The organism is Hamadaea sp. NPDC051192 (genome assembly GCF_040682475.1).
Classification (GTDB): domain Bacteria; phylum Actinomycetota; class Actinomycetes; order Mycobacteriales; family Micromonosporaceae; genus Hamadaea; species Hamadaea flava.
The window spans coordinates 1-11,857 of the sequence record NZ_JBFBAZ010000193.1 but is presented as its reverse complement, the minus strand read 5'-3'; the positions used below and the strand labels follow the sequence as shown (position 1 = coordinate 11,857).

12 protein-coding genes and 3 pseudogenes are annotated in these 11,857 nt (G+C 66.4%); 4 read left to right on the top strand and 11 right to left on the bottom strand.

Translation table 11 applies throughout. The features are described 5' to 3' along the window. The 8 genes from AB0M47_RS39430 to AB0M47_RS39395 all read right to left on the bottom strand — a co-directional run. A partial coding sequence (locus tag AB0M47_RS39430; RefSeq protein ID WP_363423337.1) for a hypothetical protein occupies window positions 1–261 on the bottom strand: 261 nt, incomplete at its 3' end. Window positions 262–494: 233 nt separating this feature from the next. Then, a complete protein-coding gene (locus AB0M47_RS39425) occupies window positions 495–1,451 on the bottom strand; it encodes a cyclase family protein (protein WP_363423335.1) in 957 nt (318 codons plus the stop codon). 165 nt (window positions 1,452–1,616) lie between these two features. Next, window positions 1,617–2,198 carry a hypothetical protein gene (locus AB0M47_RS39420; RefSeq protein ID WP_363423333.1) on the bottom strand — a complete coding sequence of 194 codons (582 nt, stop codon included), beginning with the start codon at window positions 2,196–2,198 and terminating at the stop codon, window positions 1,617–1,619. A gap of 268 nt (window positions 2,199–2,466) precedes the next feature. After that, window positions 2,467–3,540 (bottom strand): amidohydrolase family protein, encoded by a 1,074-nt coding sequence (locus AB0M47_RS39415; protein WP_363423331.1) that lies wholly within the window; start codon window positions 3,538–3,540, stop codon window positions 2,467–2,469. Next, window positions 3,537–3,857 (bottom strand): hypothetical protein, encoded by a 321-nt coding sequence (locus AB0M47_RS39410; RefSeq protein WP_363423330.1) that lies wholly within the window; start codon window positions 3,855–3,857, stop codon window positions 3,537–3,539. The genes AB0M47_RS39415 and AB0M47_RS39410 overlap by 4 nt, the downstream gene beginning before the upstream one ends. Further along, window positions 3,823–4,356 (bottom strand): hypothetical protein, encoded by a 534-nt coding sequence (locus AB0M47_RS39405; RefSeq protein WP_363423328.1) that lies wholly within the window; start codon window positions 4,354–4,356, stop codon window positions 3,823–3,825. Before AB0M47_RS39405 ends, AB0M47_RS39410 begins: the two co-directional genes overlap by 35 nt. Before the next feature lie 361 nt (window positions 4,357–4,717). Next, a complete protein-coding gene (locus AB0M47_RS39400; RefSeq protein ID WP_363423326.1) occupies window positions 4,718–5,302 on the bottom strand; it encodes a hypothetical protein in 585 nt (194 codons plus the stop codon). Between the two features lie 93 nt (window positions 5,303–5,395). Next, on the bottom strand, window positions 5,396–6,379 hold the full coding sequence (locus AB0M47_RS39395) for a helix-turn-helix domain-containing protein (RefSeq protein ID WP_363423324.1): 984 nt from the start codon (window positions 6,377–6,379) through the stop codon (window positions 5,396–5,398). A gap of 623 nt (window positions 6,380–7,002) precedes the next feature. Here AB0M47_RS39395 and AB0M47_RS39390 point away from each other — a divergent pair. After that, window positions 7,003–7,656: a transposase family protein gene (locus AB0M47_RS39390; protein WP_363423322.1), complete on the top strand. Its 654-nt coding sequence runs from the start codon at window positions 7,003–7,005 to the stop codon at window positions 7,654–7,656. Further along, a pseudogene (locus tag AB0M47_RS39385) lies at window positions 7,568–8,297 on the top strand (IS630 family transposase); the annotation flags it as partial. The gene AB0M47_RS39390 and the pseudogene AB0M47_RS39385, both read left to right, overlap by 89 nt. Before the next feature lie 31 nt (window positions 8,298–8,328). Here the strand turns inward: AB0M47_RS39385 and AB0M47_RS39380 are convergent. Further along, the gene (locus AB0M47_RS39380) at window positions 8,329–8,913 is read right to left on the bottom strand and encodes a DinB family protein (RefSeq protein ID WP_363423320.1); all 585 of its coding nucleotides are present in this window, start codon (window positions 8,911–8,913) and stop codon (window positions 8,329–8,331) included. Window positions 8,914–9,150: 237 nt separating this feature from the next. Here AB0M47_RS39380 and AB0M47_RS39375 point away from each other — a divergent pair, with 237 nt between their 5' ends. Further along, entirely contained in the window at window positions 9,151–10,014 is an 864-nt protein-coding gene (locus tag AB0M47_RS39375) for a hypothetical protein (protein ID WP_363423318.1), read from the top strand. A gap of 18 nt (window positions 10,015–10,032) precedes the next feature. Further along, a pseudogene (locus AB0M47_RS39370) lies at window positions 10,033–10,359 on the top strand (NADPH:quinone reductase); the annotation flags it as partial. Window positions 10,360–10,434: 75 nt separating this feature from the next. On the opposite strand, the pseudogene AB0M47_RS39365 reads toward AB0M47_RS39370, so the two are convergent. Together AB0M47_RS39365 and AB0M47_RS39360 are read right to left on the bottom strand one after the other, a co-directional pair. Then, window positions 10,435–11,364, bottom strand: a pseudogene (locus AB0M47_RS39365) (IS481 family transposase). Between the two features lie 214 nt (window positions 11,365–11,578). Beyond that, window positions 11,579–11,857, bottom strand: a 279-nt coding sequence (locus tag AB0M47_RS39360) for a hypothetical protein (protein ID WP_363423316.1), incomplete at its 5' end; no start/stop codon positions are given.

Genomic DNA, 11,857 nt, shown 5'->3' with positions numbered 1-11,857 from the left:
CCGGGGCGCCGCAGGCGGAGGGGCGCTGGGTGCAGCTGCGGCGGGTGGCGGAGCCGGTCGGCGGCGACCACCGTTGGCCCGGTACTCGGCGGCGGCCGCGCGCCCAGCGGCGATAACCCCGGCCTGGTCGGCGCGGCGGGCGATGGCCTCCATCGCGCCGTCTGCGGCGGCCTCGACCTCGCCGTCCGGGCCGGTGATGATCTGCTCGAAGTACTTGCGCCACTTCGCGCGCTGCACCGCGATCGCCTGTGGATCGGTCATATAAGTCATGATGATCCTCTCCTGACAACCTAGGCAACAGGTAAAATAGATAAGCGACACGGCGAGGAAGGACGTCAGCCGTCTATTTTGTGGTGCCGTTGCTGTGGCCCCATGGCCCGAGTTGCGGTGTCGCGGCCGCACCGAGTTTGATGTCCCTTCCTATTCGGAAGGGAGGAGTTCGCTGGGGCGATCGGGGGACAGGCCGAGGAATGCCCCGCGGTGATTAGGCGCGCTCAGAAGGTGGCGATCGGGTTGACCGGGCTCCCGGAGGTCCCCGCGAAGCGGACGGGCGCGACGGCGAGCTGGAAATCCCATTGGCCGAGCTCGGTCGCCGTCGTGGCACACATCTCCAGGTCGCAGTTGTCGAGCAGCCAGAGACCCATGGCGACGAGGCTGACGGCGTGCACCGGCATCAGAATGTCGTCGTATCCCGACGGTTGGACGTCTTGGGGAGTGTCGGCCCCGATCAACGCGACCTGCCGCTCCCGCAGCCAGGGCAGACAGGATGCGTGCCAGCCCGCCTGGGTGAAGCTGAAGGCCGCCCCGGACTCGTGCCGGACGCGGCCGTAACCGGTCCGCAGGAGTACCGCGTCGCCGGATCGCACCCGAACCCCCTGGCGACGCTCAGCCTCCTCGAGATCGTCCGGAAAGACTGGTTCACCTGTTTCGAGCCACGGCACGTCGCGCACGGCTGCGATGTCGAGCAGGACACCACGCGTGACGATCCCGTTCGCCGCCGCCGTGACGGCCGCCCACGCCGATCCGGTCTCGGCGTCAACCAGCGAGTGCGGCCGCCCGTTGTACATCTGGCCGTCCCAGTAGAGGTGGCACGGCGAGTCCAGGTGGGTGATGGTGTTGCCGTGGAACATGATGCCGAGCCGCTCGTTCGAGAAACCCCAGCGCCGGTCGTTGTGGAAGGCGGGCACCGGCATGTTCTCGGCACCCGGCATGTCGGCGGCGCACCGGCATGTGTTGGTCGCCCGCTCCATCTCGTCCGGTACGGCGATCTCCCAGCCGCACGACACACTTCGGCCGTGGCGAACGGCCTGTGCCGCCGCCAGCCGGACGTCGTCGGTGATGTGGTTCAGCGTACCGAGCTCGTCGTCGTCACCCCACCGCCCCCAATTCGAAAGCGTGTCGAAGTAGGCGAGCACCTCGTCCTGGGTGGGTAACGCTCGCTCCGCTGTCATCGCAGCTTCCACTCCTCCAGTCAACCGGTTCGAGGCACCGCAGGCAGCGTATCCCGCCCGCGGGCGTGTAGTGCCCAGGCTGACAGAAGCGTCCGCACCAGGCTCACTGCAGCGACGCTGATCAGCGGCGTGGGTCCGTCGCCGCCGGCCGGACTTGGTTGGAAGTCACTGGGCGCCCTGGAGTTGACGGCGCTGGCGCACATCGAGGACGGCACCTGCGAGCAGACCATCCGTGATGCGGATGCGCCGCTGGTCGGCGGCGGCGACCCACTGTTCCTCGCCACTGGATGCGACGCTCAGGATTGACCCGGTTGCTGCCGACGCTGCGCGTAATCGGCCTATGTGGGCGCCCGGGCGGTGTGTCTGCGGGAAGAACACCGTGACCGGGCCCCGGCCGGCCTCCGCCCTGATCTTCGGCTTGCGGTCCGCGACGTAAGTCCGCACGACCTGGTAAGAGACGTTCGCCATGCCGTGCTCGTCAAGGAGACGGTGGTAGATCCGCCTCACCGTGTGCCGCTGCTTGCGCGGCGCATCGAGATCAGCCCGCAAAATCTCATCGATCACGGGCTTGAACGGATCGAGCTTTGATCCCCGCGGCGGCATCTCCTTACGCGGCGGCGGCAACGCCGACGCCATAGCCGCGCTGACCATGCGCCGGCCGACCCGATGCTTCTCCTCGATCGCCCGGCCCGACATTGCCGCGGCGAGATCACGGCGGATCGCCGCGAACTTCTCGATCTTCGACATCCGCGGCATCGGCCGGCCTCCGTCTCGGGTCAGCCGATGCTCCCACCCCGATCGGTGGTGTCGAAACTCGCGGACAACGAATCCATCCGATCGAGCGTCCACCAGCCGTGGTGTCAAAGCTGACGGACAAACCCCACGTCAGAGTGCCCAGGCCGACCCGGCGGCGGACTTCACTCCCGCTGTTGGGGAGTTCCTCGAAAGCCGACAGCCCGATGGCCTCACCTGCCAGAGACGGGCGCGACCCGATGCGGATGAACGTTCGTTTGCGTCAGAGGCGGAGGTCAGTGTCGCGGTGGACGGCTTCGGGCGTGGTGCCATGTTCGCGCAGCAGCCGGTCGCGGCTGTTTTCTGCTTCCCGGGCGAGAGCGGTGTAGTCGATGTCGACCAGACGGTGGTTCCATTTGCGGGCGGTCCCGTCGACGAAGACGGCGGCGACGTTGGCGATGGAGGCGAAGTTGACCACGGTGCCGAGCAGCGATCCGAATGGCTGTGTGTGGACCTGGTCGAGGTCGAGGACGACCAGGTCGGCTTTAGCGCCAGGGGCGATCCTGCCGACCTGGTCGGTGAGCCCGGCGCAGCGGGCGCCGTTGACGGTCGCCGCCCGGAGGACGTCCCGCACGCCGTAGAGGGCGGGCACGTCGGTTTCTCCGGCGGCGTGCGCGGCGGCGGCGAGGCCGCGCTGGATGGTCATCAGGAAGCGCATCTCGGTGAACATGTCGTATCCGTAGGACAGTTCGTTGTCGCACGAGATGCCGATCTCGACGCCGACGCGGGCGGCGTGCAGGACAGGGCTGAACGGGCCGATGCCGTAGTGGCTGTCCCATCGGGGCACGAGGTCGACGGCGGCGCCGCTGCCGGCGTTGGCCTTCCACTGGTCGATGGTGAGGCCGGTGCAGTGGTTGTAGGTGTGCCCGGGCCGCATTAGCCCGCTGGCCAGCAGTTCGTCGAGCCGTGCGATCCAGTCGCCGACTTCGACGACCAGGTCGAGGCCGTGCTGGTTGGCGAACGTCCAGCTCTGCGGTGATGGGAAGCTGTCGAACATGCGCAACGTCAGCAGTTGGTCGGTCGAGGTGAAGTAGCGGTCGCGGAGCCGGAGCAGGTCGTGCGGGTAGTGGGAGCTGTCGTCGCCGGTGATCGGGGCGCCCGCGGCGAGGACGGCGCGGATCCCGGCCCGGGTCAGGCCTTCGACCGCTGCGTCGGCGTGCTCCGGCGAGCGCAGGTTGTGGGCGTTGTCGACGATCGTGGTGATGCCTGCGTTGAGGGCCTGCACGGCGGTGAGGGTCTCACCGATCGCGATGTCGGCGGGAGTCATCAGCGGGGCGATGCCGTTGTGGGTGATCACGTAGTAGCTGTTGAGGTCCGCGTCGGGGGCGACCCCGCGCAGTGCGCCTTCCAGGCGTGGACGTGGGAGTCGACGAAACCGGGCAGCACGGCGGAACCGGCCGCGTCGATGACCAGAGTGTCCGGGCCGGCCTGGGCGGCCAGCCCGGGCCCGACCTGTTCGATGTGGTCGCCCTGGATCAGCACGTCCCCGACGAAATCGCCCAGGGCAGGGTCCATGCTGATCACGTGCGCGCCGGTCAGCAAAACATGGCCGTGCGGGTCGCGGCGGCGGGCCTGCAGGTCAGTGAGCGCGTGTGCGTCGCGATAGGTCGTCATGAGGTTCCTCCATCGGTTGGGCCGCTGCCTGTTTGCGGCGGCGGGTGGTCTCGGTGGGTGCCATGAGCACGAGGGTGCCGATCAGCGCGATCAGCAGAATGAGAGCCGCGGTCTGGAGTGCGGTGCGGACGGTGGCGGACAGCGCTTCCGGCGCCGGGCCCACTCCCGTCCCGGCATGCACGGAGGCTGCGACCAGCACGCCCAGGCCGAGCGCGGAGCCGAGCTGGTGGAACGTGTTGATCAGCCCGGAGGCGGCACCGGCGTCCTGGGCGGCGACACCGGCCAGACCAGCGGTGGTCATCGGCACATAGGCCAGGGCGGTGCCCACCCCTATCGCGATCATGGCGGGGGCAACCGCGGTCCAGTAGCCGCTACCGGTATCGAGAGCTGACAGCCATCCGATACCGACAAGAGTTGCCACGATGCCAGCGGTCAACGTAGCCGTGACCCCAAACCGGGCCGTCAAGCCGACCACCCTGCCCGCGACGAGCAGGTTCACGGCGCTCATGGGCAGGAACGCCGCCCCGGCCTCCAGAGCGCTGAATCCGAGAACGCCCTGCAGGGCTGGTTCGAGCCGCCCGCGTCAAGGCACTGTGTGCTGTCCTTGACGCGGGCGGCTCGTCTGTGTGCTAACCCTCGAGGGCCCTGCTCGATGATCATCCGAAGGACTGCCGCTCGCAGGATGCGACGTACAGGACGGAGTGCGCAGCTCTTGCCGTTCAGTGTCGGCATTCCTTCTGGCGCCTGGTGCAGTTCGCCCTGCATAGATTCGACGCGATCACAGGCAGTCGAGGCCGGGCCCACGACCAGCCCCGACTGCGGCTTCCTTCGCAGATCAGCGACTCCGTACTGGGAGCTGGTTAGAGGTAGTGAATCGGGCCCCAGTTTTTCGAGTTGGGCAGATAGTTCTCGAAGTAGTCGTTGGGATAGGTGTACGAGCCTGCGGCGAGGCCCTCCGCCGAGTAGTAGGCATTGAAGACTGCGACGGCCTTAGTCAGGCAGTTGTTGTCCCAGAACGTGTAGCCGTTGCCCTGCAGAGCGCGCGCCTTCGTGATGGCTGCACCTACGGCGCTCTGTGCAGTGCTGTGGCAGCGGAACCTGGTGTAGTAGCCCGCTTCGTGTTGCGTCTTTCCGTTGGCGACCAGCTTGTTCTTGAAGAAGCCCTGCGCCGTTGCCTCGGAGGTGGTCGACAGGATCCAGGTGTCGGCTGGGTCACCTGTGCCCAACTCGGTGGATCCCGCCCACCAACCGGTTCCCGGCTCCTGGATGAGCCAGCCCACATGGCCGTGATTGAAGCCGAAGGTCGTCGACGAGGGTGCGTTGAACATGCACATCTTGCCTGCCCCCAGTGCCTGGGCCGGCGAGACCGCAAAGGTGATGACCCCAATGGCGATCGCGATGGCCGTGGCCAGCATTCGTCCGGCACGCCTGATCATGGTTTTCATGAATACGACGATCCCAGGATGCCGCCGACCGGGCTTGTCGGCCCGTGCCCACCACTTGACGTAGCCTGCCAAGCTCAGGCCGACCTTCGGCGGTCAGCGGTTGGTGTCGTGACGGCTCAGGCGAAACGCCCGCGGCGGCATACCGTAAGCGGCGCGGAACAACCGACTCAACTGCGCGCCGTCGGCGAACCCCCACGACCGGGCAATCGAATCGACCGGACGCGCGGCAAGCAGTGGGTTCGCCAGATCCTGCCGGCATCGTTCCAACCGGCGGGTGCGGATCCAGCCGGTCGCCGTCGAACCTGAATCGTCGAAGACGCGGTACAACGTGCGCACACTGATGTGGTGCGCGGCTGCGACCGTCGCTGGGCACAAGTCCCGATCTGCAAGGTTCGCCTCAATGAACGCCTGTATGCGCAGCAGCAGCACCTGTCGAGACGGTACCGTGGCCAGCGTCGGCTGAAGGTCAAGCCGTTGCGCCACCAGCGCCGCGAGCAGGTCCAGCAGCAGCGTCGAAATCCGCGCCGCTTCTGCCGGCTGATACTGGCCGACGTCGGCCACGATCTGCCGCACCATGGTGAGCATCAGGGCGCCCATCCCGGTGGGTTTGGTCAGCCGCTCTCCCAGCAGGGCGTTGACCCGGCTGGGGTGGCAGGGCAACGCTGCCCTGGGTACCGCGATCATCGCTGCCCTCGCCGGTGCGCCCCGCGCCCGTCGCCAGCCGAGGTTCGGTTCGGAGGTGCTGTACAGGCCCATCTCTCCCGGTGCCAGGATGGTCTGTCGGTTGAGCTGGGCCGTGCCGGTATGTCCCTCGAGACTGACGAGCAGAACGTAGGACTCCGGATCTGAACGACGGATCAGCTGGCGTGTGCGATGCACGCGCCAATCCACCAGGCCCTCGGTTTCAAGGCATCCCACGACTACCTCGCCGAGAGGAGCGAACTGCATCAGCGAACGGAACGCATGCGGATGATCAGTGCGGACATCAACCGGCTCAGGTAGGTCGATGGCGAGCTGCCGGATGTGGGCCAGCCGCTCCTTGGGCGGCAGGCCACGGGTGTCGATGACGGTTCCCAATCTCTGTCGCCTCCAGCCGTCCGTCGATCATCCGAGCTCTTTACTATAGAGCAATGTCAATGCTGTCGTGCGTTGCGGCTCCCGCGGAACATGCCACGACGAAACCATCGTGGCCGCCCAAGCTTCGTCGAGTTGGAAACCGCCGAGGTACATCCTCCGAGTGCGAGCCACGACGGCAAATCCTCGATGGCCGAGGTGAATCGTTCATGCGGATACCCGAACATCATGTGGCGACGGTCCTGTGGGGCCATGGTCATCGTCATGACCCGTCGATTGGCCCGCCAAAGTCGGGTCCCTCGATCTCGGCTCCGCGCGCTGCCCGTCGACCTCGCTATTTATCGGGCGCTAAGGCGCGACGGAGTTGGTATCGCGCATGTGTAAAGCGTGCTTGACACCTGAGGCGATGTCAAGCACGCTTTATACAGATGGCGGTGATGGCCAAAGCTGAGTGACCGCGGGAGCGCCGCCCTGCGCATCTACGTGGGACCTCGCCGCCGTCCGGATCGGTGACGGATGACGAGGCGTCGCTGGCACGGATTATGGCCAGTCTCGGTGTCGTCCCTCTCCGAGCACCGTATTGCCGTCTGTCAACGGACATGTAATGGGGCTCTGCCGCAGATTTGGTGATCGAGCGCTGTGGATCATATTGTCTGTCGGATGTGGATTATGTGCACGCCTTCTTCCCGCACCTTGCACGGGTTGAGATAGGTCGAGTTCAGCTCGGCGATGACGGCTTGCTGGTTCATGCTTCTGCCGTTGGCGCGGTGGCGAACTGCCCGAAGTGCCAGGTCGCGTCATTGAGGGTCCATAGCAGGTATGTGCGCCGGCTGTCGGACACGGCGGTCGCGGCCAGGCCATCGCGGCTGATGGTCACGGTGCGCAAGTTCTTCTGCGACAACCCGTCATGTGGCCGGAAGGTGTTCTGCGAGGCTCTGGAGTTCGCCGACCGGCATGCATGGCGGACCCGGCTGGCCAACGACGGGCTCGCCTCGGTGGCGCTGGCGCTGGGCGGCCGGGCTGGAGCGCGGTTGAGCCGGGTCCTGGGCATCGGGTGCAGCCCGGCGACGCTGCTGCGGGTGATTCGCCGGATCCCGGAGCCCGCGGTGACGACACCGCGGGTCCTCGGGGTGGACGACTTCGCACTGCGCCGCGGCTACGTGTACGCAACGGTGCTGGCACGGCCGTGTCATCCTGATCGGCCGCGAGGCGTTGCGGTGCCTGCTCGCCCGCCGCGGCGTCACCTTCCAGCGGACCAAGACATGGAAGGAGTCGCCTGATCCGGAGCGCGACATCAAGCTGGACCGCATCGAGGATGCGCCGGCGCCTCCCGGACCGAGTCTTCGCATTCGACGAGTTCGGACCGCTCGGCATCCGGCCCACCTCAGGGTCGTGCTGGGCCGAGCAAGGCCGGCCCGAGCGGCACCCCGCCACCTACCACCGCACCCACGGGGTCCACTACTTCCACGGGTGCAATTCGATCGGCGACGACACCCTGTGGGAAGTCAACCGCCGCAAGAAGGGTGCCGCGAGCACCCTGGCCGCACTGAAATCGATCAAGGCCGCCCGGCCCGACGGCGCCCCGATCTACGTGATCCTGCACAACCTGTCCGCCCACAAAGGCGCCGACATCCGCCGCTGGGCGAAGAAGAACAAGGTCGAGTTGTGCTTCACCCCGACCTACGCATCCTGGGCCAACCCGATCGAGGCCCACTTCGGACCGCTGCGGCAGTTCACGATCGCCAATTCCAACCATCCCAACCACACCGTGCAGACCCGGGCGCTGCACGCCTGCCTGCGCTGGCGTAACGCCAAATTCCGCCACCGCGACGTCCTGGCCGTCGAACGACGTGAACGCGCCCGCATCCGAAGCGAAAAGGGCATCCGCTGGGGCGGACGCTCCCTCACCGTCGCGGCCTGAAGACTCCGACGCTCCTCACTGGGCCAGAGGATTATCCGGCGTAGGGGTTGCCGCCGAGCCAGGTGGTGCCGTCGATCAGTTCGCGTGCAGCGTCCAAGTGACCGCTGTGGCAGGCGACCTCGGTGAGCACATGGATGAGGATGCGGCGTACGTCGGGCAACCGCCAGGTCGGCCAGATGCCCACGGGCCACGCGGCGGGCACCTGCTCCAGGTCGGCGGCGGCGAGCACGACGTCTGCGCGTGCGATGGCCGCCCGGTAGCCGTCGAAGACCTCCTCGGTGCTCATCCCCTCGGGGACGTACCAGTGCGCCTCCGCGCCTGCCGCAAGCTGTCCGGCCACATCCGGGTCGCCCGCGATCACCCCGGGGAACCAGAAGCGTTCGACATCCATGGTGAGGTGGCGCAGCAACGCCAGGCAGCTCCAGCCGCTGGGCAACACCGGCCGCCGCAGATCCTCCTCCGAGAGCCCTTCGAGGATCCCGAGGACGTGCGCGCGCTGGCTGTCCAGGGCGCCCTTGAGCGCGTCGAGTTCAGCATTCACCGAACGGTGCCCTGCGCCGGGATCTTGCTGAGCCGGGACGCCGCCCACCACGGCCTCGCCTGTCATACTTGTCATCCGCGCGCCTCCGCCAACCACAGAACATGATCTGACCCCGGCCTGGACGTTACACCGGGGGTACGACAACACCTGGTTGATCGGCGCCACGTCGTTCTGCACCCGCCCACCCGGCAAACCTTCCAGGTCACGGCACTAGCTGGACGGCTGGCGCATCCAGCCGGGGCTTGATCCGAGCGACTCTCGAGCCAGCCTGCACCACGGTGCCGGGCTTACCTGGCCACGATGGTGTCCGGCATGTCGATCGACAGCCCCCCGGGGTTTAGATCCTCGCACGCACGTGTCTTTGGCCGACGGCCGTCGGATGGGGTGGTGGTGTGGATCGGCGTTGACTGCCTCACCGACGCGATCTCCGAGGTCGACGAGACTGCAGTCGTGCTGATCGGCCCCAGCACTGGACGCAGCATACGTGCGGACTGTGGGTCGGCCCAGACTGATCAGGTGTGGCAAGGTGGCCGCATGATCGACGGACCTGCGGCACTGGAGGCCGTCGTTCGGCATGCCGTGGAGCTTGAGGGCGACTACACCGATATCGAGCCAACCATCACGGCACTGGCCGCTTGTGGGGATACCACCTTGGTATCCCGGCTCAACGAGGCGCTCGACCGGTTCCTCGACGAGGAGAACTTCTACGGTCGGGACCTGATCGCCGGCATTCTGGCCGGCATTCAGGGAGCTGCGGCGCTCCCGACGTTGCTGCGTGCCTCAGCCCGCGATCTTGGCGACGATCAGGACAGTCTCAGCGCCGAGATCATCGATCTGCTGTATGCCGACAAGGCGGCCAGCCGGTTGACGGCGATCGAGTTCGCCGCCGATGAGGCGCCCGCACTTCGTCGCGCGGGAGTGTGGGCGCTCGGGTTCGTGGCCGAGGCCCAGGATGCAGATTTACTCGCTACGGCCGCGACCGACAATGATCCCGAGATCAGGTCGATCGCGATCGGCTCGATCATGAACCCTGCTGCCGATGACCGTGGATTCCATGTGCTGGTTCTGGGTCTTCGGGTCCCGGATCCACAGGTGCGGGTGTCAGCGGTCAGAAGACTGGGCTACACCGGTCGGACCAAAGCGGTCATGCGCCTCGTCGCTCTCGCCGCCGACTAGGCACCGCGGGTACGGTCCATGGTCGCGTACGCGCTCGGGCAGCTCGGCAGCCCAGAGGCGACATGCGCTGGACCAGCCGGTGCAGAAGCGCAGGCCGCCCCCCGAGGCTATGACGTCGTCATCGACATCGTCGCCGGCACGGATCTGCCGTCGTTCTTCGCCAGGCTCAACCCGAACGGGCGCATGGTGGTCATCGGCGCGGTTGCTGGCGAACCGCCACCGGACTTCGCCATGAAGATGTTCGGCGCGTTCCAGAAGTCGATGTCCTTCGCCACCTTCAGCGCCGATGCCGTGCCTATGTCCGACCGGCGCGCGGTGACCGCCGACCTGTTCGACGCCGGGAGTCGCGGCGAACTGGCGGCGGTCGTGCACTCGGTGCTGCCGCTGGAGCAAGTGTCATGTGCCGCTGACGAGGATGGCTTACACCGCTGGGGTCTTTGCGGTCTTCTGCTTGAGGCGCTCGTAGGGTGTCTGGCCGTCGAGGCCGCCGTGAGGGCGGTGGTAGTTGTAGTAGTCCTCCCATTCTTGCAGCTTGTTGTTGAAGACCTTGGCATCGTCGACGACGACACCGTCGAGAAGTCGGTAGAACTCCTCCCCGTCGATGCGGTGGCTGCGCTCCACTTTGCCGTTCAGCCGCGGCGTGCGGGGTTTGATGTACACGTGTCGAACGCCGAGATCGGTTACGTGCCAATGGAAAGCGCTCTGGAACTCGGCACCGTTGTCGGTCTGGATGACCTCGACGCCGAACGGCAACCGCGACAGCACGTAGTCCACGAACTGGATCGCGGTCTTCTGGTTGTTGGCCGGATATATCCGCAGCACGCGCAGTCGTGTGCAGTCGTCGATCGCTGTGTACTGGTAGAAGCGCTTACGGCTGCCGGGCAGGGGCGCCAGGAACTTCACATCGATCTGCACCCGATGACCGGGCAGCTGCTTCTCGTAGCGCTTCCGGCGCTTGTCGTGTGCCTTGTAGCGCTGGGAGGCGGGTAGTCGGCCCATGCCCACGCGGTGCAGGATGCGCCACACGCCGGATTTGCTGATCGTCACGTCGTGGTACCGCTGCAGCTACATCTTGATCTTCTCGGGGCCGAAGTGGTACTGCTGCCGCAGATAAATGATCTTTCCAACGATGTCGGCGTGGGTCGCGTTCGGGCTGGTCTTGGGCCGTTTGGAACGTGTCCGTAGCCCTTCGACGCCGTCGGCAAGATAGCGACGATAGAAGCCGTAGTAGGCCTGCCGGCTGATCCCGAAGTACCGGCAGGTCATCGCGACGTTGCCGGTGACTTCCTCCACGTGCTGGATGATCGCGAGCCGGCGCTTCGCGTCGCGATCGAGCGGAGCGGTTTCCATACAGTCTCCAACTTCGATGGAGACCTCAAGGTGTCAACCGTCTTCGTCAGTTTTATACAATGGCCTCAACATGGGGAAATCCGTGATCGCTGACACTGGCACACGAAGGGCATGACTCGACCCCCGAATTGGCTGAACTTCCGGACATCCCGCAGAACGAGTAAGACAACGCTAACAACACCGGCATCACGCCGACAGATGTCGGCAGCGACCATCATCGCCGTTGTATGTGGGACTGGATGCCGTTGAGGATCCGACCGTGGCCGGACTGCGCCGGGCCTGCCATGATCCGCTTGATCTCTGTGTTGAGGCGCCTGCGGTACGCGTTGTAGGTGTCGCCGCCTCGGTGCTGGCGCACGGACTCGGCGACCTCCTTGAAGGCTGGATCCTCGGCCAGCGTCGCGGCGGGGTTGCGGAGCAGCTTGGTGCCGCGTTTGGTGTGCACGAGCGTCCTTGACCGGCGGCCGGGTGTGCGGTCGTACCCGTCGGGGTC

Bases quoted from the DNA above. Each gene is read 5' to 3' on its own strand.
- AB0M47_RS39425 (WP_363423335.1), bottom strand. From the start codon at position 1,451: ATGACAGCGGAGCGAGCGTTACCCACCCAGGACGAGGTGCTCGCCTAC.
- AB0M47_RS39420 (WP_363423333.1), bottom strand. From the start codon at position 2,198: ATGTCGAAGATCGAGAAGTTCGCGGCGATCCGCCGTGATCTCGCCGCG.
- AB0M47_RS39410 (WP_363423330.1), bottom strand. From the start codon at position 3,857: ATGACGACCTATCGCGACGCACACGCGCTCACTGACCTGCAGGCCCGC.
- AB0M47_RS39400 (WP_363423326.1), bottom strand. From the start codon at position 5,302: ATGAAAACCATGATCAGGCGTGCCGGACGAATGCTGGCCACGGCCATC.
- AB0M47_RS39380 (WP_363423320.1), bottom strand. From the start codon at position 8,913: ATGACAAGTATGACAGGCGAGGCCGTGGTGGGCGGCGTCCCGGCTCAG.
- AB0M47_RS39375 (WP_363423318.1), top strand. From the start codon at position 9,151: ATGTCGATCGACAGCCCCCCGGGGTTTAGATCCTCGCACGCACGTGTC.